This is a genomic window from Pseudomonas sp. S2_C11, assembly GCF_054668395.1.
In genome coordinates, this window is sequence record NZ_CP162765.1 from 3,880,727 (window position 1) to 3,903,005 (window position 22,279).

Here is a 22,279-nt window from a genome sequence, read left to right on the forward strand (position 1 = left end):
GAGCAGGCTCGCTCCCACAGGGTTGTGTGGTGCTTGTCAGGACGAAATAAGCGGCCGTTCACTCATGAATGCTTCCAGCCGCGAGCGCAGCCAGCGTTCGGCAGGGTCGCTGTCGACGTGGCTGAGCCAGACCATCGACAGGTCCAGTGTCGGCGTCTTGAACGGGAACGGTTCCTGGAACAGCGCCCCGGACGCCGCCATCGCCGCTGCGGTGTAATCCGGCAGGCTGGCGATCAGGTCGGTGCCGGCCAGCAAAGCCGGCAGTGCGCTGTATTGCGGCACCGACAACACCACCTGCCGCGTGCGCCCCAGTTCCGCCAGCCACTCATCGGCGTAGCCACTGACATTGGCCGTGTGTGACACCAGCACATGCGGGCGAGCGCAATATTCGTCGAGGGTCAGCGGCGTATCAGAGGCATCGGCGCGCAGGATGCTTGGCTGGATATGCCGCAGCAGTTTGCGTTTGGCGTTGGCCGGCAGGCCACGGGTCTGGCTGATGCCGACGGTGATATCGCCGGCAGCGAGCAGGTCGGGAATGCGCCAGTAATCGACATGTTGCACCACGAACACCACGCTCGGCGCCTCTTGGCGCAACGCGCGCAACAGCGGCGGCAGCAGGCCGAATTCGACGTCGTCGGACAGGCCGATGCGAAAGGTCATGGTGCTCGTCGCGGGATCGAAATCGCGGGTCAGGCTCAGCGCCGCCGAGAGTGAATCCAGTGCCGGTTTGAGATGGCGGTAAATGTCTTCGGCGCGGGCCGTCGGTTCCATGCGATGGCCGACGCGGATGAACAGCGGATCATTGAGCATCGTGCGCAAACGGTTGAGTGCCGAACTGATGGTCGGCTGGCCGAGGAACAGCTTCTCCGCCGCGCGGGTCACGTTGCGTTCGAGCATCAGGGTCTCGAACACCACCATCAGGTTGATGTCGGCCTTGCGTAGTTCAGTGCGGTTCATCCTTTGCCCCTGCTCCCCGGAATAGCGGCAGTGTAGAAAGGCCCAAGAACCGCGTCTATGGGCCGCTGCGCCGAACAGTCACTGAAGGGTCAATGAAGCGTCAACGCCAGAATGCCAATGGCCAGTTTGCGCGGATCGAGTCCCATGCCCAGCGCTCTCGGGCTGACGGCATCGGCGTGCTGGAAACGAATCACCAGCACGCCTTCACGCTCAATGCGCTGCTGGACTTCAGCTGGCAGGTCAACGGCGACAACGTTCGCTTCGGCCTTGAGCAAGCGGGTGGAGAGCACCGGCACATCGTTGACGCTAATCTCCAGCCCCTGTTCGGTATGCGCCGACGCAATCAAAGCGTTGGCTTCCAGCACAAATGATCTCACCGGGGCCTCGGGCCGCAGAATGATTTGCGATTCACTGCCCTCGGACCACGTACCCCACGGTTCGCTTTTCGACCATCCGCTGCCGAGGAAAAACGTCGCCAGGCTGGTAACGTTGAAGGTCACGCGCTCGTTCGACTTCATTGGCGAAATCAGCGTAAGGGGATCCGCGGCCACGATGGGCGGGCAATCGGCGCAACGCTTCCAGCCGGGCGCCAGCACGTTCAAACCGTCGATTCTGGCGAGTACGTCAGTCTCGCGATTGAGAGTCAGCGCGGCCGGCAGCACAGTGCGGCTATCGAGTACATACAACGTATCGGCGGCGTATTGACCAGAGCTGACGATCTGGTCGGCCACAGCCTGGGCCGCCTCGGTGGCCTTGGTACTCATGCGGCCGAGGTAGACCGCATTGGTCGGCAGATGATGGCGTCCCGCATACTCGGCCAGCGTTCGCCACTGCTCCGGATAATTCTCCGGGCGCAGCCAGCGCACCGCCTGATAATGGCGGGCTGCCTGATCCCAGAACGGATCAACCAGTGGCGTCGGCCATTGTGGCGCCGGCGTGGCCATGAATAGGTTGCGCGACTCTCCCCAACCGGAACGCGTATCCGCCACTTGCAGCAACAGGGCAATGCTCAGCAGAATCCGTGCCGTGCGCGAAGTATGGCCGCGAATCACCACGTACAGAATGGCGAAAATCGCCATGTACATGACAGGCCAGATCATCCGCCCCGAACCGCGAAAAATTGTCGCCACCGCAACCACCGCATCCGGCAGCGGGATGTGCAACTCGAATGGGCCGACCCCGATGTTGTTGGAAAACGCAAACAGCGCCAGGCCGGCGAGCGCGAGCAACAGCAACGGGTAGCGACGTGGCTTGAGGTGAACATCCGTGCCGCGTTGCAGCCACGCCGCGAAGGCGCAGATGAACAGGAACACCACACCCAAACCAAGGAAAGCAAAACCGTCACCATCGCCCAACACACCGGGCATGTCGCGCAGGGCAAACGACCAGGTTCCCGGGTCGAAAAAGCTCAGCACATTGGCGCGGAACAGACCGTAGCCCATCAGTGCCAGACCGTCATCGCCGACGCTGAAGTAGCCCGCCTGCCAGCAACACAGACTCACCAGCAAAAACAGACCGATCAGTTCGGCCACAGCTTTGCGCGGCGCCAGATGTCGCCGCAGGGTGTGTGCTGCGAGATCGGCGAGCCAGATCAGCGCAATCATCGCCAGCAAATAGGCGTGAATCAGCGCGGCCGCCGCCAGCAACGTTCCCCAGGCCAGAGAGCGCTTGGGCGTGAAGGGCCGCAGCGCCAGGTACAGCGCGGCCAGCAACATGAAATGCCCGCCCAGGGACAGGTGCACGCTCATGCGGATCAGCATGGCCGGAACGAATAAAAACAGCCCGGTGCCGAGCAACCGCAGAACCGCGTCGCGGGTCACCAGGCCGAGCAGTTTCCAGGCAAACCAGCTCTGCAGAATGAAGCAGGTCAGCAACCACAGTCCGAAATACTGAAACGGCTCCGGCAACAGCGCCGAAAACGGCTTGAACAGAAAGGCAAACAGCGGATTGGAATCGGAAAAGATCAAGCCATTGCTCAATTCAAGTCCATAAGACGGATTGAGCCCCAGCGGAAAGCTCCATGGCGAGTGCCGGAAAAACACCCAACCCTGGTAATGGGTGGCCGGGTCGCCGTCGCCCAGCCAGACAATGTTCATCGGATTCAACGCCCGTGGGCCGACCACGATAAAAAAGGCCAGAATGCCTAGCAGCACAGGCAACAGCGCAGCCGCCCGAGAGGTTGAGCAAAGCTTCATCGATACGTCCAGAAATTATGCAAAACGAATGTGAACGCCGGCACCGTCATGGCCACGGCACCGATCCCGAGCAGATAATGCAACCCCGCCACTTGCGCCGCCCAGGCAACCAGCATCGCCAATAGAAAACCGCCCGCCGAGACCGACACAAAGCGCAGTAACGTGCGCCCGTGCAGGCGAGCTGAAAAGCTCCAGGTGGTATTGATCACATAAGACACAACGGTCGCCACGGCAAAGGCGAAACCATTGGCCAGCGGCGGTTCGGGCGCGATGAAGCGGATGAACATCACGGCCACCAGCGCATGCAGCGCAGTGACGAACAGCCCGGTCAGGGCAAAGCGCAGACCACGGCGAACCAACGCTGAACGATCACTGTCGATCACGGTTTCTGCGCCAGCACGAAGACGCTCAAACCGGCCAGCCGGTTGCTGCCCATCAACGGCAACTCCATTCGGCAAAGAGTCTTGAGCACGCTGTTGACCCACGGGTGATGACGCTTGAGTTGCGACTGCGGCCGTGCGGTTTGCGAACCTTGAGGTATCAGGCGCAACGCTGCGGCGATAGGAAACACCGCACCGAAATAGTAGGCGCCGCGCTGCACGGTCAAACCGGCATCGCCCGCCAGGGTTTCGAATTGCGCGAGGGTGTAGCGGCGCTTGTGCTCAAGAAAATCATCATGACCGCTCCAGAGAAACTGAAACGCCGGCACCGTCATCAGAAAACGACTGCCCGAAGGCACTTTATCGACATAGTTTTTGAGCAGGCCGAGGTCGTCGTCGACATGCTCGAGCACGTCCATCAGTAACACCAGATCGGCATCGATGCTGTCGATGCCGCGGCGGTAATGCACCGGTTTGCCCGCGGTGGTGGCGCTTGAATCGGCGGGGTAACTGATGTCGACGCACCACGCCTCATGCGCGTCGGTGTGGGTCAGCAGATGATGCGAGAAAAACCCCGAGCCGGCACCGACATCGAGTATTCGTCGGATCGGCATGTTACCCAGCAATCGCCGGGTCGCCGCCGCTTTGCAGCAGTAATACCAATGCTCATCGATGCTGTCGCCGAGGATGTCGGTTTCCTTGAGATCCATCTGTCAGTCCATGGGGTCGTAAACGCGACGCACCAGAAAAACCGGCCGGCGTTTGGATTCGATATAGGTGCGGCCAAGGTATTCGCCGAGTACGCCAATGCCGATCAATTGCAGACCGCCAAGGAACGTGACTGCGACCATCAGCGAGGCATAACCGGGCAAGTCGACACCGTGGATCAGTGTGCGCAGGACAATGAACATGGCGAACGCAAACGACACCAGCGAAACCGTTGCCCCCAGGTAAGTCCAGACCCGCAGCGGCTCGGTGCTGAAACTGGTGATGCCTTCGAGGGCGAAGTTCCACAGCCGCCAGCCATTGAATTTGCTTTGCCCGGCCACGCGCTCGGGGCGCTCGTAGTCGACATGAGTGGTGCGGAAACCGACCCAGGCGAACAGACCTTTCATGAAGCGGCGCGACTCGGGCAGGGTCAGCAAGGCATCGACCACGCAGCGGTCCATCAGGCGGAAGTCGCCAACGTTCTCCGGCAACGGCTGTTCGGCGATGCGGTTGTGCAGGCGATAGAACCAGTGGGCCGAGGTCGATTTGGCCCACGTGTCGCTGCGGCGGCTGACACGATGCCCCAGCACCACTTCGTAACCTTCGCGCCAGCGCTCGATCATCTGCAAAATGACTTCCGGCGGGTCCTGCAGATCGGCGTCGATCGGAACCACGATCTGCCCGGTGGCCATTTGCAGACCGGCCGACAACGCCGCTTCCTTGCCGAAGTTGCGGCTTAGATCGACGATGCGCAGACGCGAGTCTTGCCGCTGCCGCTCAAGCAAGCGCTCAAGGGTGGTGTCGGTGCTGCCATCGTTGATGAAGACCAGTTCAAGATCGATCAGTGCCTGCGTCTGAAAGACGTCGTCGATGCGCGAAAGAAAGCTGTCGAGGCTGTCGGCCTCGTTGAAAACGGGGATCACCAGCGACAACGTCACCTGCCCGGCCTGTTGCGTTCCGTGCTCAGTCAAAGGAGTGCTCTTTTTATAGTTTGTCGGTCATCGAAAGTCTTTCGAGGCCATGAGCCGTGCCGTATTAAGCAGCAGCCGGCACGCACGTGCAAGCAGGACACGGCGTCATATCGGCCAATTCGCCGGGCAGTCGCGGCGCTCTGGCCAGCGTCTTTCAGAAACATCCGCGAACGATTGGAAACAAATCCGCGATAGCCAAAAAAACCCGCTGCGCTAGGCTTGCGTCGATGCGCCACACAGGTGGGCGCGCCTATCGATCGCAGGGAGCGAACCGTATGTATTTCGAAATCTACCGACAAACCCGAGGCACCCCCAGCACTGGCAAAGGCCAATGGCGCTGGCGCCTGCGTGCGCGCAACCACGAGACGGTGGCCAGTGGCGAATCGTATGTGAACAAGGCTGATTGCCTGCACGTGATCAACCTGATCAAAGCCGTACAGGGCGAGACGCCGATCAAAGAGATCTGAACGAAACCACAGTCATCAAAGGTGCATGTGCTGCATTTGTTGCTTCCATGCACCCCGGCGCCTCTAGCAGCGGGCGCAGAGATGCGTCGACAGTGGAGCGAACCGGGAAAGCATCAGAGCTGTAACAGAACTACGCCGACCAATATGGCAATCACTGCCGATATCGCCATCACTTGAGTAGACGTCAACGCCAGCGCCGCGTCCCTGGAGCGGCCGACGAAGCGGCCGCGAATCTGATGCCGATCCGGCTGCACTTCGAACAGGTTGTCCGGGTGCTCGTTGTCTTCAGGCTCATTGGTCTGCTGACCGGACCATGCACTTCGCGCCATCAAACGGTCGAGCAGACCGGGCATGACCGACTGCCCAATAATCGCTTTGATCGTCGACCACCCTAGCCACAACTCTCGCGGAGGATGCTTTACCACACTGAAAATCGCCCGTGCCGCTACGTCGGGGTCGTGAATCGGTGGCACCGGTTGGGGACGCTTGGGCAATTTGTTGCGCGCCCAGTCGAACTGCGGGGTATTGATCGCGGGCAATTGCACCATGCACACGCGAATATGGCTGCGCTCATGCAGCAACTCACAGCGCAACGAATCGGTAAAACCGCGCACGGCAAATTTTGCCCCGCAGTAAGCGGCCTGCAACGGAATGGCCCGATAGGCCAGCGCCGAGCCGACCTGAATGATCAGTCCCTTGTTGCGTGGGCGCATCAACGACAGCGCTGCCAACGTGCCATGAACCGTGCCGAGATAGGTCACCTGAGTGACGCGCTCGATCTCGGCGGCGGACAATTGTTCTATCGGCGAGAGCACCGTGACCATCGCTGCATTGACCCACACCGCCAGCGGCCCGAGCGTGGCTTCCAGTTGCTGCGCGGCCTCTTGCACGGCGAGCGCATCGGCGACATCGACGCTAACGGTTTCAACCTGAACGCCATACGCTTGCAGTTCCTCTTGCGTGACGGCCAGGCCCGCCGGATCACGCGCCAACAGTCCGATGCGGTAGCCGCCAGCGGCAAACCGATGGGCCACCGCTCGCCCTACGCCAGCACTGGCGCCGCTAATCACCACCAAAGATTGCTCCTGCATGAACCGTCCTCGTCGACGCTCAGTCGATCGGCCCGTTATTGATCATCAAGTCATCGCTCACTGCCAATATCTCCTCGGGGATCGGGTCCCTCACTGGTTGTTCAATGCAGTCTTTAGGATGGACGCCGAACGTGCGCCGTCAGTTCGTTTTTTCAGCCGAGCATCAAGCGCAGCTTGCGCAAAAGGTCCACCGGCGCGTAGGGCTTGGCGATCAATTCGAACTCATTGTCAGCCAGCTCATTGGGCGTCGACTCGTCCGCGCAGTACCCGGTCGTCAGCAGGATCTTCATGGCCGGATAGCGCTGGCTGATTTCCCGCGCCAGTGCCAGCCCGTTCATCTCGCCCGGCATGACCAAATCGGTGAATACCAGGTCGTATTCGCTACTCTGCAGCACGGCCAGTGCCTCGCTCGCATCTGCAGCGAGGTCGGTGTGGTAACCCTGTTCGGACAATACAAAGCGCGCCAGTTCAGCGACTTCGGCGCGATCCTCGACGATCAGGATGCGCTCCGTGCCCTTGAGATTTTCTGCGGTTTCAGCGGAGCCAGATGCCGATAGCTGACTGTCATCCGCCGGGAAGAACAGGCGCACCGTGGTGCCGAGTCCCGGCGTCGATTCGATTTTGACCACACCGCCGGATTGCTTGACGAAGCCGTAAACCATCGACAAACCGAGGCCGGCACCGTTGCCTTCCTCTTTGGTGGTGAAAAACGGCTCCATCACTTTGTCGAGATCGTCAGCGGCAATGCCCACGCCGTTATCGGCAACCGCGATGCAGACGTAACGCCCCGCCGCCAGTCCGCCCTGGTGCGGATCCGTCGAGTCCGGTACATCGACGTTGCGGGTCTGCACGGTGATCGCAGGTTGCTGCTGGTCAACCAGCGCATCGCAGGCGTTGGAGAGCAAATGGTTCAGCGCCATCTCGGCCTGCGCCGGGTCGAGCCGGCAGTTCCACAAGTCCTCGGCCAGTTCGAATCGCGGTTCCAGATCGGCGGATTCATGCGTCGGCAGCGTAGAGCGCTCAAGCAAGGCATTGAGATTGATCACCCGGCCCTCAAGCCGTTGCCGGCGCGAGAACGCCAGCAGATGCTGAGTCAGCAGACGGGCTTTTTCCGCCGCCGCACGGGCGTGGCCGGCGCCGACCACGATGCGTTGCGGATCGATGCTAGGCCGCTTGGCGGTGTGCTGGATCAGTTCGATGTAGCCGATCATCACTTGCAACAGATTGTTGAAATCATGGGCAATGCCACCGGTCAACTGCCCGAGTGCTTCCATGTTTTCGCTGTAACGCAAACCGTCCTCGGCGTCACGGCGGCGGCTGACGTCCATTTGCGAAGCGAAGAAATACACCAGTTGTCCGCGCTCGTTGAATAGCGGCGCGATGAACAGCTCGTTCCAGAACGACGAGCCGTCCTTGCGATAGTTGAGCACCTCCACGCAGGTTTCGTGTTGATGTTTCAGCGCTTGCTTGACCCGTTGCAACACCGCGCGATCAGTCTGCTCGCCTTGCAGAAACCTGCAGTTACGCCCGAGCACTTCTTCCAGCTCGTAGCCGCTGAGTTCAAGAAACGCATTGTTGGCAAAAATGATGGGATCGTCGGGCTGCGCTGGATCGGTGACAATCATGGCCATGCGGCTGACCTGCACCGCCGCGAAAAACACATCTTTGCGTTCTTGCGAAAGGGTCGCCGCATCGGCGCGGTCGACGATCGGCCTGGATTTTCTGGGCAAGTTGACCTCCGCTAAGTGACTCCGTTTCGCTGTGACCATCATCAGCGAGCGAAGTGCCGAGGCCAGCCGCCGACAGCGCGGGTGTCCGATGAATTGTCGCAGTCCATCGATGGATCCGAATCGCCTCGCTGATTGTCGAAAGCTCACCGAGAACTGCACGCAATATCTGAAATCCGATCCGCCAGGGAGAACCACCGTGGATTTGTTGTTTCTGGGCACGTCTGCCGGCGTGCCGACCCGCCAGCGCAACGTCAGCGCGACGGCACTGATCGCGTCTGCCGGCAAGGGCTGGTACCTGATCGATTGCGGTGAAGGCACTCAGCATCAGGTGCTGCGCACGCCGCTGTCACTGAGTGAATTGCGGGCGATTTTCATCACTCATGTGCACGCCGATCACTGCTTGGGCTTGCCGGGTCTGCTGGCGAGCACCGGCATGTCCGGACGCACGCAGCCACTGGACATTATCCTGCCGACAGCGCTGCATCCGTGGCTGAGAATGAGCCTGGAGGTGACGCAATCGTATCTGCCATTTGAAATCAACCTGCACGCTGTGGAAACGCTTACGGAGTGGCGCAACGTTAACGTTCAGGTGCAGACCGTCGAACTGTCACATCGGGTCCCGTCTCACGGTTATGTGTTCACCGAGTCCGACCCGGAACCGCGTCTGGACGTGCAGCGCCTGGATGCCGAAGGCATCGAACGCGGCCCGCTCTGGGGTCAGTTGGCCCACGGTCAGGACGTGGAGGTTGACGGGCGAATGCTGCACGCTCGCGACTATCTGCTGAGTTCACGACCTGATCGACGCATCATTGTCTGCGGCGATAACGATCGGCCGGCACTGCTGGCCGAAGTGGCGCAATCGGCGGATGTGCTCGTGCATGAAGCGACATTCGTGCAGGCAGCGATCGACCGCGCTCGTGCCAGTTACGGCCACAGCAGCGCCGCCGCTGTCGCCGGTTTCGCCGAATCAGCCGGGGTGCGCAATCTGGTGTTGACGCATTTCAGCGCGCGCTATCAGGCCAATCCGGCGGTGAGCCCGTCGATCGAGGATGTGCGCAACGAAGCGGCAGCGTTGTATCACGGCCAACTGATTCTGGCGCGGGACCTGCAGCGTTATCACCTCGACCGCTTGGGGCATTTGCAGCCCGTAGCGATCGAGCGCAAATCTTTGCAAGTCACCAAGATTTCACAGTGATTAACCGGGGCGCGCCGGCTGATGTCAGGCGCGCGCCCCATCAAGCGCTCATAGACGATCTTCGCCCGTGCTTCAGCTGCGATGTTGGAGCGCATGTCGGCGCCCTTGTTGAGCATGACGATGATCGAGCCAATGATCTCCAGGTGACTGAGTTCTTAAGGCCTCCAGCGCGCGATTCGATTTCCGGCGCCGCGACCACTAACGCAGCAAATGCACCACCAACCCAACCAACGCACAGCCCAGCAACACCTGAATCACTCCGCGTTTGAAGCGAAACAGCGCAACGGCTGCCGCAATGGCGATCAATGCCGAGGGCCAATCCAGGCTGCCGCTGAAACCCTGCGGCCAGAGCACGTGATAGCCGAAGAAACACGCCAGATTGAGAATCACGCCGACCACCGCAGCGGTGATCGCGGTAAGCGGGGCGGTGAATTTGAGTTCGTCGTGCGTCGACTCCACCAGCGGGCCGCCGGCGAGGATGAACAGGAATGAGGGTAGAAAGGTAAACCACGTCACCAGCGCGGCGGCGACCGCTCCGGCGAGGAACACCTGATCGGCGCCGAACACCTGCGTCACATAAGCGCCGACAAAACCGACGAACGCCACCACCATGATCAGCGGCCCTGGCGTGGTTTCGCCCAGCGCCAGGCCGTCGATCATCTGTGTCGGGGTCAGCCAGCCGTAGTGACCGACCGCACCTTGATAGACATATGGCAACACCGCATAAGCCCCGCCAAAGGTGAGCAGCGCAGCTTTGGTGAAGAACCAGCTCATTTGCGTCAACGTGCCCTGCCAGCCGAATAGCGCGGTCAATACACCCATCGGCAATGCCCACAGCGCGGCACCGATCACGGCGATCAAGGTCAGTTTCTTCCAGCTGAAACGGGCATGGGCCGGGGTTGGCGTGTCGTCATCGATCAACGCCGCGCCGAAAGACTTCTTCGCCGCGCTATGCCCGCCGACCCTGAATTTCTCCGGCGCCGTTCGACCGCCGAAATAGCCAATCACCGCCGCGCCCAGCACGATCAGCGGAAACGGCACATTGAACGCAAAAATCGCCGTAAACGATCCCGCCGCAATTGCCCACAGCCAATTGTTCTTCAGCGCCCGCGACCCGATCCGATGGGCCGCCTGCACGACGATGGCCGTCACCGCAGGCTTGATCCCGTAAAACAGCCCGGCCACTACCGGCACCTCACCGAAGGCGATATAGAGCCACGACAGGAAAATCAGGATGAACAGCGAAGGCAACACGAACAACGCCCCGGCCACAATCCCGCCCCAGCTTCGATGCATCAGCCAGCCAATGTAGGTCGCCAGCTGCTGCGCCTCCGGCCCGGGCAGCAACATGCAATAGTTCAAGGCATGCAGAAAACGCCGCTCGGAAATCCAGCGTCGGCGCTCGACCAGTTCCTGGTGCATGATCGAAATCTGCCCGGCCGGCCCGCCGAAACTGATAAAGCCCAGCTTCAACCAGAACCAGAACGCCTCGCGCAAACTCACGCTCTGCGGCCTAACGTCATCATCACCCGCCAACGGCTGAACTTCACTCATCGAGCTGTTCCTTTATGCAGTCGGCAGGTTGTACCCGAAAAGCATTGCGAACAAAACGCCAGAAACGAAAAAGCCCCCGCAATCAGCAATGATTACGGGGGCTTTGTCTTGTTCAATAATGGCGGAGAGATAGGGAGCCTCCATATAAGGATAAAAAACCCAAGAACCATTGATTACAGGGGCATTCGCAGCGTATTTACGTACAATAAATACGTACAATCGATCACAGGCATATCAAATGGCAAACAACTTAGAACTTCAAGGCGGCACTTATCACGTAAGGCTAGCGGTACCCGCAGACGTACAAAAAGCATTCGGCGGACGTCGTGTGCTTTCTCAAACACTCATGACAGGCGTGCACCAAGAAGCGTTGGATCGCAGGCTCCCAATTCTTGCGGCTTGGAAAGCTCAAATCAAAATTGCACGCGAAGGAAAACCACTGCCTGAAGGCTGGCAGGACAATCTAGTTTCAGGACTGCTTGAACTGGAATCCCTGAAGCGGAACCGAAAACTCCACATCATAGGTGAACCTACCCCCCCTTTAGCCGTCAGCGAATCAGAAGTCGAAGCCTTCAAGGCAGAGAATCCAGGGTTTGTCGCACTACTTGAAAGAATCATCGACCATGAATGGGACAACGGTGTGGAAGGCGAACTACGCATCCAAGAAGGATTGCATCGAGCATTCAAAAAAACGATTCAAAACGAATTCGCCTCGACGCATCGTCTGTCCTCGGACGAACACAAAGAATTGGCAGGGCTGATCAATAACCCGAAGTCATACACACCCAAATCCCCCATTACCAAAGCAAGGCTGGCAACGTTCCGAACCTTTCGAGAAAACCGAAACATCGCCGCCAAAACGATTGATCAGCAACAGTCCAAATTAGAAAAGCTGTCGGCATACCTCACGCAAACAGGTAAACCTCTGGACTTCGATGCGGTTTCGTCGTGGTTGGATTCAATCAATTTGGCGAGTAAGACCCTGACGCAATACCTGCTTGCCGGGAATGTCTTCTGGAAATGGGCAATGAAGCATGACGCTCGTTGGCGGATCGACTACAAGGACAGAGCCAACCCATTTGAAGAACACGATCTGCCGAAAGTGAGAGGCAGGGACAAGGTAGATGCGCAACGCAAAGACTTCACTTTGGATGACCTCACAAAGCTACACGCAGCAGCGGTTTCAGAAGGACTGCAGGCCCTCGCGGACCTGATCCTACTTGGAACCTTCACAGGGGCCCGTATCGAAGAACTGTGCCAATTGAAGAAAGACCACGTGATCACCGTGGATAACGTTCTTAGCTTCGATATTACTGACAGCAAGACAAAAGCTGGAATCCGGGTCGTCCCAATCCACCCTGGCATCATCGATCTTGTGAAACGACTGATCAACGATTCGACTGATGAATACCTCATCGTTACCAAAAGCCGTAGCAAGTATGGCATCCGATCAGACCCCATGGTGAAGGCTTTTGGCAGGTTGAAGACAGCACAGGGATTTGGGTCGGATCGTGTTTTTCACTCCATCCGAAAGACCGTTATTACACAGCTTGTTAGAGCGAACGTACAAGGCACTTTGATTGCTGAACTTGTGGGACATGAAACCGGGTTGGTTACATTTGATGTGTATAGTCAAGGCTCATCCATGAGTCAGAAATTCGAGGCCATTTCGAAATTACCAACACTGAAAACATTCCATCTACGTGCCCCTGAAGCGCTCGTCTACGGGTGATATATCCACCTAGTGTTAGTGAGCAAGAGTTTCCTATACATGCTGAACTTCACATGAAGTTCAGCAACAAGCGACCGATGGAGTTGGTCAAGTCACTAGCAAACAGCGCCAGCCAACGCTGTGAATCGTCCCCAAAGTGGGACTCACTAAAGCCATTGCGAGAATTCGCGATGGCTTTAGTTAACGTCGGCATGGCGTTAACAATTTCCACGGGAAACGGCCCAAGAATCTGAACCTTGCGGCTGATGTCTTCCTTCACCGCTTTGCACAATGGAATGAGTTCGGTCAGCCCCGCCTGTGTAGATACATGCTTGCGAACATATGCCTTGTATAGCCCCTCAAGGCACGTATAGGTTAGTGTCGTGGCCCGGTTGTACTGGTGAGCATCAATTGCGCGGTCAATATCTTTAAGGCTGTTGTTCAGCTTTTCCGAGTTCCACAGATCGGTCGGCACCACCGTAGTGGGCACTGCGTAGCCACCTCCAAAGACGATTGCCCTTATCGCGTCCACCTCGTCCTTGGCATTAGGTTGCAGTTCGTCAATGAATACTCGGTACAGCTGGAACCGCTGCTGTTCAGCAAGCTGCTGAATCACATCCCAATAGTAAGACTTACGAGACGTGCATTTGTCTTGTCTCTGCCGCTGTGGAATCAATTGTTCGTAGCTAGGCACCCCAGGATTAACCTGTTGCACGGTTCGCAAAAAGTTGCCGCCGCTGTAGTAGGTTGGCGCATCTTTCTTGTCCAGCAGCGCGAACAAGCGGGCCCCAGCCTCACGCTGAAATCCTCTAAGGACGAAAGGAAGCTGCAGTCTGGCTATGTCCCCAATCCTCCAAAAGGCTACCGCTACAGCGGTGCAGAGCCTGTCGATATCCATGATCAGCGTTGGGCGGAATACAAAGACATTGCACCGAAGCCAGAAAACAAGCCCGATACGATGGGCTGCGCGATTGCGCTCCACTTGACCACCCGTTTGCATTCGATCTGACCAGCGATTGCATTGGATTTGACCAACATGCGTTGTCACCATGATCGACAGAGAAGGGCCCAGAGTGTGTAAAAACGCTTCACCAAAATTGAAGTGTGCGCATCTACGTTAAATCTGAAATTTATCGGCACGTCAGCAGAAGTGGATTTCGCATAAAACCGCGATTTTCAGTCCGGTTGTGAGTGACTGTCGCGTTTAAGAACGTTTTTACACAGCCTCGGCCATAAGCGTTCGTTCATGGCAGGTCAGCTGTCGCACAAAAGCACATCAGGATCTTCTGCTAACCCACCGGAGCCTTTTGATAATGGGTCCCCCGCAGATGCGATGCGACATCGGAGAGTTGCGCCTTAAATTCCTCGATCTGAGCGTGAATACACCCATTTGTTTGTGCGCGGAAATTTGGTCGGTCTGGTGGGCGCCAGCACAAGCCTGTAATTACGTATCACCGTAGGCATCTGGAACGCCGAAGTCTGTCGTGTCTGCTTTCTCATCTGAGTAAGTACGCCAATCAACTCGGATCTGCTGCGTTCGCACAATTCGCGCGCTATCCAGATGAAATCTTAATCTCGAAAATTCCCCAAAAAAAGACTCGCAATGCGAGCCAAATATAAACGAGGAGCAAAGAGTAGATACCACATGAATTTTGAAAATTTCGTGAAAAACATCATCATCGACTGAGAGTTTCAAAGCTGTACGCTTATGTTCAAAAAACTACTAAACCTGAGTGGCAAAGAATTAGATGGTGCAAGTACTACTAGTAAATTCTTTTCGTTGATAACCCGCCCCCTCATCTAACACCGTTATTGCAGATATCATATCCAACCGCACTTCTTGAAGTAGATTCGGCGACTCCAGCTGAAGATACTCTTCCTTTGTAGCTGAGGTTTTTGTAGTTAAAGCTCGTGCTTTTACGCGTTGGCCGTCTAGCATTTCCACATCGAGCACATAATGTTGCATACAGACCATTTCAATAAAATCGTAAAGACCGCAGTCCAGTGGTTGGTATGTCATATCAATTACCTCTTTTATCAAATATTACAAAACCATCCTCTTTGGATTCTAGAGCAGAAAGAGAATGACCGACGATAAATATTGATACTGCAAGAAGTGCCACATCTTTTAGCAAAAACTGCCCAGGAGAAACCGTAATAGCAGGAAATCCGATGCTTACCTCAATAACTCCAGGAGTAGAAAACATAAAGCTTATTGTGGTTACGAACAATCCAACTGACAACACACCACCCAGCAATGAAATCTTTGGTGATACGATACGACCTAGAATAAGGGTCCCAATCATGAGCTCCGTATAACCCAGCATGCTAGAAAAATCATTCGCGCTGAGTAATTCATATACCCAACCCAGCATCGGACTATTGCTAACAAGCGGCACTAAACCTTCCGCTTCGTATTGAGTGAACTTCATACCGCCAAACCAAAAATAGATGACGGCTAAGGCGCAGTAAAAAATATAAATACTGAGCTGCATAATTTTGTCGCCCCAAATGCGCGAACTTTTAATACTGAATAATGAAATTTCATTTTTTAGCTGTTGATTCGTCATTTTAGACACTCAGAAAAAATAGTAACTCACTAGAAAATATACAATACTGCATGGAAGCAGAAAGAACACTTACATCAGTGCCGCACGGCAACCATGCGGCACTGACTGATTTTCAGCTAACAGCTGGAAAATCTAGCGGAGTATCGTTTATACGGTTAATCAAATTAGTAAATGTAATACTTGAAACAGCAAGCACGATATCCACAATCTGCTGATCTGAATAACCGACTTCCTTGACAGTATTAACGGTTTCGATCGCGAGAGTACCCGATGTACTAACGAGCGTTCTAGCGAACTTCGACAAAGCATCAAATTTGGAATTGCCAGAAGGCGTATTGTGGCGCGCCGCGAGTATTTCGTCGTCCTTAAGACCGGCACCTTTCCCGATCACAGTATGTGCTGCAAGGCAATAATCACATCCTGAAGCCTGGCTGACGGCGAGTTTGATTACTTCGATTTCCTTTACGCTTAGACTTCCCTTATGTAGAGCACTATCGAGTGCGAGCGCAGCTTCCAAAGCGAGAGGGCTGTTAGTGCCAGCGACTAGAAAAGCATTGGGCACTCCACCAAAAGCACGCTTAATAGAGGCGAATACTTCTGCAGAGTGACCGGTCGCGTCATCAACGCCAGTTACATTCAAACGATTCATAAAATTACCTTTTATCATGCATGAGTGAACGCTCAGCCGCCTCTTAAAGAGGCTGTTTAATCATGCTGCGGCGTTCATAATTACGCCTGAGATCAGGCGATCTCCAATGTCAGCTTTCAAACCGACATTGGTGGATTCAGAGCGAAGAAAATTTACTGTTACGGTTACAAGTTCTTCGAATTCTTACCAAGAAAATTAAGCATTCTCTCGGCAATTACATCTCCATGAGTTTCAATTGCAAAGTGACCGGTATCGAGAAATACGATTTGTGCATTCGGAATATCCCGTTTGAATGCATCAGCACCAGCGGGTAGGAAGAAAGGGTCATTTTTCCCCCAGATCGCTAATAAGGCAGGCTGCTTGGTTCTAAAGTATTCTTGCACCTCAGCATATTGCTTGAGGTTTTCGCCATAGTTCATAATTAAGTCAAGTTGGATGTCGACACCTAGACGCTCCACAGCTGCTTGCGCCAAGAGATAGCTCTCAGGCGGGATAAGCGCAGGATCAATTACTCCTTCGGTGTACTGCCACTTGGTCATTTCCAGCGTATTCAGCTTTCGCAATGCCTCGCGATTTGCACTAGATGGATCCGCCCACGCTTTACGCATATCTGCCCACCCTGGGCTAAGCCCTTCTTCGTAGGCATTACCATTTTGAGTGATGATGGCTGTGATTTTTTCAGGGTTTTTAACAGCTAGACGCCAACCTACAGGCGCACCGTAATCAAAAACATACATGGCATATTTGTTTAGAGCTTTAGCCTCTGTGAACCCTTGTATTACCGCTGCAAGATTATCAAAATTATAAATAAACTTTTTTTCAGGATCGACTGAAGTTAAACCAAATCCTGGCAAATCAGGTGCGACTACATAATACTTTGTAGCCAATTTTGGAATTAAATCTCGAAACATGTGGGAGGATGCACCAAAACCGTGTAGCAATAGAACTGCCGGCGCACTTTTATCACCCGCCTCGCGATAGAACACTTCTACTCCATCGATATTAATACTCAGGTGGCGGGTTTTATTTGAAATTGGGGCCGCCGAAGCGACGCTTGAAAACAAGCCTAACGTAGCGACCAAGCCAGCAATCAAAACGGATTTCATATTTAGCTTCATATATGCCTCTCTATTTAATTAAAGTCTAGTGCCAATTAAACATTTCCAACTCAACATCTGGCTTAGCAGCGGCATCCAGTAACTTTCGATCAATCATTCGTCACAGCGAAAGTCACTGCTAGTTCTACAGATGCTCCAAGCGGTAACTGCGTTACAGAGAATGCCGTCCGGCTATGGCTACCAAGAGAACCGCCAAAAACAGATACAAACAGTTCTGACGCTCCATCCAGCACATGTGGTTGTTCAAGGAAATCCGGTGCACTCGCAACATATCCATCCAAACGCAGTAACCCGCCAAACCGTTGAAACCCACCTAAGGCTGTTTCAATTTGCGAGATAACATTGAGAGCTGCCGCTCTTGCAGCGGCATAGCCATCAGCTTCACTTAAATGAAGGCCAACTACACCTGGGTGAAAAAGTTTGCCGCCAACCAAAGGAAACTGGCCAGAAACAGCTCCTATGCCATTGCGAATCATCACCGCACTATAGGAGCCGACCGGCTTAGGGGGCTTCGGTAACGTAATGCCGAGCAAGCGCAGTCTTTCAGCAGTTTCGTGGCCACTGAGCGAGTCGGACGATAATTCCAATGTTATAGGTGTCTTCATGATCGACTCCGACTCAAGGTTTCAAAACTAGATTGCCCGACACACGCCCTTCCCCGAGCAGCTCATGGGCACGAGCTGCTTCAGAAAGCGGAATTACTTGATCCAGTACTGGGCGCACAGCGCCTTTCTTTATCAAATCCAATCCGAAACGCAGGTCGTCCAAATCCCCCATAAGCGTCCCAAGCAGCCGGCGCTGACTGAAGAAGAAACTACGAATATCAAGATTTAGCTCAGACCCTGCGACGAAGCCCAAGGTAACCACAGTGCCAGTAGGACGGGTGGCTTCAATACTGCGGACAAGAATTTCACCACCAAGGTTATCGATCGTTACGTCCATACCTTTCCCTCCTGTCCATTCGCGAGAGACTGCTACAAAATCTTCACGCTTGCTGTTGATGACCAGATCGGCACCGAGCTTGCGTGCGACTTCAGCTTTCTCATCGCTACTAACTGTGGTTACGACCCTAGCACCAAGTGCCTTAGCGATTTGGATGCTCATCGAACCTGTGCCCGAACCGCCCGCTTGGACCAAAACGGTGTCTCCCGCTTTCACTCCACCAACGACTCTAACAGCGCGCACAGCTGTGACTACGACCATTGGCAACGTCGCAAGCTCCTCAGGGGACAAGCCTGTATCGTCGCGCAGCAACCAATGTGACGGAACCTCCATGTACTCAGCGTAGGCCCCCCAGCTCATAATGCCTGCAATGGCATAGCTGGGAGCTGCGCTCATTGGGGAAAATGCGTAGTCAGCGGCATCTAGCGGGTAACCTGGCATAGGAACCACACGCTCACCCAGTGCGAAGTCAGTCACTCCAGCACCCAACTCTACTACTTCCCCAACCGCATCCGACCCAAGAACATGAGGCAAAGCGAGATCACGTGTGATGGCACCTTCACGCAGGTAGAGTTCGAGACGGTTGATGCCTGCAGCCAGTACCCGAATGACCACGTGGCCTGGACGTGCGCTTGGCGTAGCAACATCCTCGTAGCGCAAAACATTTGGGGCACCAAACTCACGAAAAATAGACGCTTTCATAGACACTCCGTTAATACGCAAAAATTAGAGAGAGCATGTCGCCGGCATCGTTCATCTTGAACATTTACCCGCTTGGAGTGGCTATTATGTGAGCTGACGAACCAGCCAAATATTGGGATTTTCTTGCCGGAGCAATAAGCTGTGCTTAACGAAGAAGCTCGACGGATTGCGATTTATTTGAATGCGCTGCGGGCGTTCGAGGCAGCCGCAAGGCTGCAAACGTTCTCCGCTGCTGCGGAAGAACTCCACGTAACCCCACCTGCGATCAGCCAGTTGATCAAAACGCTAGAAGATTACGTGGGGCGCTCTCTGTTTGACCGATCTCGCAGTGGCGTCACATTAACCCCAGAAGCCGCTGCGATTTATCCTCAAATCCGCGACGGATTTTCACTGCTGGCGGAGGGCTTGCAACGTTTGCGGGCAGCGCTCCCGGTTAACGTGGTCACGCTATCTGTAACGCCTGCATTTGCTAGCAAATGGCTATTGACCCGGATTTCTGGCTTCAGCGCTCGCTACCCACAATGGGATATTCGGTTGCATACCACTGACCGTCTTGTCGATTTTCGCAGTGAGGGCGTGGATATCGGCGTTCGCTTCGGGATTGGCCGTTACCCCGATTTGACAGCGGAGCGAATGATGGGAGAGTACGTATTCCCGGTTTGCAGTCAGAATTTACTTAAAAAGTTGGGCAAACCTTCATTGAGTCTTGAAGACATAGCCTCTCTGACCTTGATACACGATGCAACCATAAGCTTCGACCCAAATTTCCCAACGTGGTCTTCATGGCTATCATCACGAGGCTACACCCATATTTATGGGCTTCGTGGCATGCATGTGAATGCTTCAGCGCTGGCCATCCAAGCAGCAATTGAAGGGCACGGTCTCGCGCTAGCACGCAGTCAACTGGTAAAAGAAGATTTGGTTACAGGGCGATTGGTGCGTCCTTTCGATGGATATGAAACGTCCCACTCTTCCTATTTCGTGGTGTATCCCCATCACGCAACCCTGCGACCCCAAGTAAAAGCAGTGCGTGATTGGCTGATGTCGGAAGCAGAAGGTGAGCAAACCCTGGCTCACTAATTACTTAACCATGCGTTTCAAATACTGTCTATGCGATAGGAGTGCTCTGTGGAAGCAAGTAGCTATTTTTTGAAGATATGCTTAAATTCGCGCGTAGCGGAACGATTCCCTTCGTGAAACCGATAATGATAGCGGCCTACCTTTTCCCACTTCAGACACAGGCATTGTAAGCCCCTTCATATTTAACATCGCAATGACTATCAGAATCCCAAAAATACCTGCCGCCCGAAAGCACAGAAAAATCTTTAGCAGTTGCATAGCAACTATTCCCGAATGGGATATATACTTAAAATCGTGTTTTCAGGGGCGGCGAAAAATCAATTTAGTGAGTTGAAGTTAGAATAACTTGGTCAGTTCATGATCGCTGCCCAATTCCATATTTTCATTTTCCTAGCAGTGCGTCAAGACTACCATTGCGATCGAGCGCAATCATGTCATCGAAGCCACCAATATGCTGCTCACCGATAAAGATCTGCGGCACGCTGCGTCGCCCACTTTTGACAACCATTTCTCGCATTCGCTCTGAATCGGCCTCCACATTAATTTCTTTCGCCTTAATGTTCTTGCCTGCCAGTAATGCTTTCGCATTACGGCAAAACGGGCAAGCACTCGTAGCATACATAGTCACATTTTTCACAGTCACTTTCTCCAAGTTACAACTCTGCTTTTATTGGCCAACCAATCGATTTGAGTAGTCACGAATTGTTGAGACAATTGATAAGACGCAATGCATACGGCAATGACATCTTCGAACCACAGTGAAGTGCTCTCCGCTGCAAAACCAAGCTAGAATATTGATCTAAAAGATTTAATCGACTTTGGGATTTCACAATAGGCGTTGGCCGAAGTTAGTTGGAAGTTAGACTAAATCGGCCGTCGCTACGCGTGTCCAAAAAGTTACATTATTGAATGCTCAAACCTTAGCCTTGATGAGCCTGCCGAGGTCTTGCTTCAGCAGATAGATAGAAGCCATCAGCAGGACGAGATCTTTCAACAAAAAACCTGAAACGATGGTCATAGCTGGGAACCCACCGGCCTCTGGATGCCAAGCCCCCGGCGCAAACGGGAAAATCGTGAGTGTGCCTATAAACGTTACGATCGAACCAAGAGCGCCAAGCATGCCAATTTTTTTGTTCCAAAATCCGAGAAATAATAACAAACCGAAAGTCCATTCCGCAGTACCCAACAGGATGCTCGTGCCGCTAACACCCAATACTGGAATTGTCCAAGAAAGAAGCGGCGCGTTGGTAAGTAAAGGAATTAAATCTCTAATTTCAACATCGAACCACTTGTCGTAGCCGAACCACAGAAAAATAAGCACCATAGACGCCCGTAGTAAGTGGTAATCGTGGTCGTGCCTCATGAGAAAAGAACGACCCAGCAAATTAATAATGTAATTCATAATTTTTCCCTCTAAAAATAGTCATGCAAACTGTATGTCAAAAACGATTGATAATATCTAGCAATTTCGTGAATCAAGAGCTGTGCAGACACCCAGCTGGTTGCCGTCAATGCCAATTGAGGCACATGAATTGCCAGTGGGATATTGCAAACTACAACTAATTATCGTACGCATAGCGTACAATCGATTCGTATTGATGTTCGGTGATCAATACTCTAAACAGGCTAAAATCTCGGAGCCCAGGTAGGCTGATTCTTTCTCGTTACCTGTTCAGCCTCACCTTCGGAAATTCGATAATGGTGTCGTTCACGCGATTAAAGTAATTAGTGAATATGCTTGACGAGATAGCAAGAAGTATCTCAACAATTTGCGTATCGCTATAGCCGGCGGCTTTTATTGCCTCAAAATCCGCCGCTGGTAGGGTGCCATATGTTTGGTACAAAATTCGTGCAAATGAAGCAAGCGCATCTAGCTTTGCATTACCCGAAGATGCATCGCCATGGCGAGCTGCCAGGATTTGTTCCTTACTAAGCCCCGCGCCTCGACCGATCACCGTGTGCGCAGCGAGGCAATAGTCGCAACCGGTTTGTTGACTGATCGCGAGCTTGATAACTTCGATGTCTTGTGTAGTCAGCGAGCCTTTTGACAAAATGCTATCAACCGCCAAAGCAGCCTCCAGAGCTGCGGGGCTATTTGTACCGATATCTGCGAAGGCGTTGGGTACGGCGCCAAACGCAGTTTTGATATCACTAAACAGTTGGGCAGTGCGGCCGGTTGCCTGAGCGACAGGTTGGGAATGAAGACGGGGCATACGATTTCCTTTTGCTGAAGTTGCCCGGCAGGAGCGCCGGATGTAG

The 22,279-nt window shown here is 54.3% G+C and carries 22 protein-coding genes and 2 pseudogenes; 5 read left to right on the forward strand and 19 right to left on the reverse strand.

What is annotated here, in order from left to right:
- Window positions 1-36 precede the first annotated feature (36 nt).
- The 5 genes from AB4N48_RS17550 to AB4N48_RS17570 form a co-directional block, all read right to left on the reverse strand.
- The gene (locus AB4N48_RS17550) at window positions 37-957 is read right to left on the reverse strand and encodes a LysR substrate-binding domain-containing protein (RefSeq protein WP_460094072.1); all 921 of its coding nucleotides are present in this window, start codon (window positions 955-957) and stop codon (window positions 37-39) included.
- Between the two features lie 89 nt (window positions 958-1,046).
- Window positions 1,047-3,152 (reverse strand): DUF6311 domain-containing protein, encoded by a 2,106-nt coding sequence (locus tag AB4N48_RS17555; protein ID WP_460094073.1) that lies wholly within the window; start codon window positions 3,150-3,152, stop codon window positions 1,047-1,049.
- Window positions 3,149-3,535, reverse strand: coding sequence for a GtrA family protein (locus AB4N48_RS17560; RefSeq protein WP_252877648.1), 387 nt, complete (start codon window positions 3,533-3,535; stop codon window positions 3,149-3,151). Before AB4N48_RS17560 ends, AB4N48_RS17555 begins: the two co-directional genes overlap by 4 nt.
- Complete coding sequence (locus tag AB4N48_RS17565) at window positions 3,532-4,242, reverse strand: class I SAM-dependent methyltransferase (RefSeq protein ID WP_095180646.1); 711 nt, start codon at window positions 4,240-4,242, stop codon at window positions 3,532-3,534. The genes AB4N48_RS17560 and AB4N48_RS17565 overlap by 4 nt, the downstream gene beginning before the upstream one ends.
- A 3-nt stretch (window positions 4,243-4,245) precedes the next feature.
- Window positions 4,246-5,211, reverse strand: a complete 966-nt coding sequence (locus tag AB4N48_RS17570) for a glycosyltransferase family 2 protein (RefSeq protein ID WP_256809426.1) — start codon at window positions 5,209-5,211, stop codon at window positions 4,246-4,248.
- Between the two features lie 275 nt (window positions 5,212-5,486).
- Here AB4N48_RS17570 and AB4N48_RS17575 point away from each other — a divergent pair, with 275 nt between their 5' ends.
- Window positions 5,487-5,678: a YegP family protein gene (locus AB4N48_RS17575; protein ID WP_016771242.1), complete on the forward strand. Its 192-nt coding sequence runs from the start codon at window positions 5,487-5,489 to the stop codon at window positions 5,676-5,678.
- A 113-nt stretch (window positions 5,679-5,791) separates the two neighbouring features.
- Here AB4N48_RS17575 and AB4N48_RS17580 read toward each other — a convergent pair whose 3' ends face one another.
- The gene (locus AB4N48_RS17580; protein WP_460094074.1) at window positions 5,792-6,769 is read right to left on the reverse strand and encodes an SDR family oxidoreductase; all 978 of its coding nucleotides are present in this window, start codon (window positions 6,767-6,769) and stop codon (window positions 5,792-5,794) included.
- A 152-nt stretch (window positions 6,770-6,921) separates the two neighbouring features.
- Window positions 6,922-8,499, reverse strand: coding sequence for a histidine kinase famiy protein (locus tag AB4N48_RS17585; protein WP_315434943.1), 1,578 nt, complete (start codon window positions 8,497-8,499; stop codon window positions 6,922-6,924).
- Between the two features lie 196 nt (window positions 8,500-8,695).
- On the opposite strand from AB4N48_RS17585, the gene AB4N48_RS17590 reads away from it, so the two are divergent.
- On the forward strand, window positions 8,696-9,694 hold the full coding sequence (locus tag AB4N48_RS17590) for a ribonuclease Z (RefSeq protein WP_460094075.1): 999 nt from the start codon (window positions 8,696-8,698) through the stop codon (window positions 9,692-9,694).
- Window positions 9,695-9,717: 23 nt separating this feature from the next.
- On the opposite strand, the pseudogene AB4N48_RS17595 reads toward AB4N48_RS17590, so the two are convergent.
- Both AB4N48_RS17595 and chrA read right to left on the reverse strand, forming a co-directional pair.
- Window positions 9,718-9,849: pseudogene (locus tag AB4N48_RS17595) on the reverse strand (manganese catalase family protein); the annotation flags it as partial.
- Window positions 9,850-9,892: 43 nt separating this feature from the next.
- Window positions 9,893-11,248, reverse strand: coding sequence for a chromate efflux transporter (gene chrA, locus AB4N48_RS17600; protein ID WP_460094076.1), 1,356 nt, complete (start codon window positions 11,246-11,248; stop codon window positions 9,893-9,895).
- 238 nt (window positions 11,249-11,486) lie between these two features.
- On the opposite strand from chrA, the gene AB4N48_RS17605 reads away from it, so the two are divergent.
- The gene (locus AB4N48_RS17605) at window positions 11,487-12,980 is read left to right on the forward strand and encodes a tyrosine-type recombinase/integrase (protein ID WP_460094077.1); all 1,494 of its coding nucleotides are present in this window, start codon (window positions 11,487-11,489) and stop codon (window positions 12,978-12,980) included.
- A 49-nt stretch (window positions 12,981-13,029) separates the two neighbouring features.
- On the opposite strand, the gene AB4N48_RS17610 is transcribed toward AB4N48_RS17605, so the two are convergent.
- Window positions 13,030-13,653, reverse strand: coding sequence for a hypothetical protein (locus AB4N48_RS17610; RefSeq protein ID WP_460094078.1), 624 nt, complete (start codon window positions 13,651-13,653; stop codon window positions 13,030-13,032).
- Between the two features lie 132 nt (window positions 13,654-13,785).
- On the opposite strand from AB4N48_RS17610, the pseudogene AB4N48_RS17615 reads away from it, so the two are divergent.
- Window positions 13,786-13,935, forward strand: a pseudogene (locus AB4N48_RS17615) (S-type pyocin domain-containing protein); the annotation flags it as partial.
- Between the two features lie 768 nt (window positions 13,936-14,703).
- Here AB4N48_RS17615 and AB4N48_RS17620 read toward each other — a convergent pair.
- The 6 genes from AB4N48_RS17620 to AB4N48_RS17645 form a co-directional block, all read right to left on the reverse strand.
- Window positions 14,704-14,979: a Rho-binding antiterminator gene (locus tag AB4N48_RS17620; protein WP_460094079.1), complete on the reverse strand. Its 276-nt coding sequence runs from the start codon at window positions 14,977-14,979 to the stop codon at window positions 14,704-14,706.
- 1 nt (window position 14,980) lies between these two features.
- Window positions 14,981-15,529 carry a YkgB family protein gene (locus tag AB4N48_RS17625; protein ID WP_460094080.1) on the reverse strand — a complete coding sequence of 183 codons (549 nt, stop codon included), beginning with the start codon at window positions 15,527-15,529 and terminating at the stop codon, window positions 14,981-14,983.
- A 112-nt stretch (window positions 15,530-15,641) separates the two neighbouring features.
- The gene (locus tag AB4N48_RS17630) at window positions 15,642-16,178 is read right to left on the reverse strand and encodes a carboxymuconolactone decarboxylase family protein (RefSeq protein WP_460094081.1); all 537 of its coding nucleotides are present in this window, start codon (window positions 16,176-16,178) and stop codon (window positions 15,642-15,644) included.
- 164 nt (window positions 16,179-16,342) lie between these two features.
- Window positions 16,343-17,284 carry an alpha/beta fold hydrolase gene (locus tag AB4N48_RS17635; protein WP_460094082.1) on the reverse strand — a complete coding sequence of 314 codons (942 nt, stop codon included), beginning with the start codon at window positions 17,282-17,284 and terminating at the stop codon, window positions 16,343-16,345.
- Window positions 17,285-17,385: 101 nt separating this feature from the next.
- Window positions 17,386-17,901, reverse strand: coding sequence for a RidA family protein (locus AB4N48_RS17640; protein WP_460094083.1), 516 nt, complete (start codon window positions 17,899-17,901; stop codon window positions 17,386-17,388).
- A gap of 13 nt (window positions 17,902-17,914) precedes the next feature.
- Window positions 17,915-18,940: a quinone oxidoreductase family protein gene (locus AB4N48_RS17645; protein ID WP_460094084.1), complete on the reverse strand. Its 1,026-nt coding sequence runs from the start codon at window positions 18,938-18,940 to the stop codon at window positions 17,915-17,917.
- 141 nt (window positions 18,941-19,081) lie between these two features.
- Here AB4N48_RS17645 and AB4N48_RS17650 point away from each other — a divergent pair, with 141 nt between their 5' ends.
- Window positions 19,082-20,020: a LysR substrate-binding domain-containing protein gene (locus AB4N48_RS17650; protein ID WP_460094086.1), complete on the forward strand. Its 939-nt coding sequence runs from the start codon at window positions 19,082-19,084 to the stop codon at window positions 20,018-20,020.
- Window positions 20,021-20,402: 382 nt separating this feature from the next.
- Here AB4N48_RS17650 and grxC read toward each other — a convergent pair whose 3' ends face one another.
- From grxC to AB4N48_RS17665, 3 genes are all read right to left on the reverse strand, one after another.
- Window positions 20,403-20,657, reverse strand: coding sequence for a glutaredoxin 3 (gene grxC, locus AB4N48_RS17655; protein ID WP_460095568.1), 255 nt, complete (start codon window positions 20,655-20,657; stop codon window positions 20,403-20,405).
- 276 nt (window positions 20,658-20,933) lie between these two features.
- Window positions 20,934-21,422 (reverse strand): YkgB family protein, encoded by a 489-nt coding sequence (locus AB4N48_RS17660; RefSeq protein ID WP_460094087.1) that lies wholly within the window; start codon window positions 21,420-21,422, stop codon window positions 20,934-20,936.
- 262 nt (window positions 21,423-21,684) lie between these two features.
- Window positions 21,685-22,233 (reverse strand): carboxymuconolactone decarboxylase family protein, encoded by a 549-nt coding sequence (locus AB4N48_RS17665; RefSeq protein ID WP_460094088.1) that lies wholly within the window; start codon window positions 22,231-22,233, stop codon window positions 21,685-21,687.
- Between the last annotated feature and the right edge of the window lie 46 nt (window positions 22,234-22,279).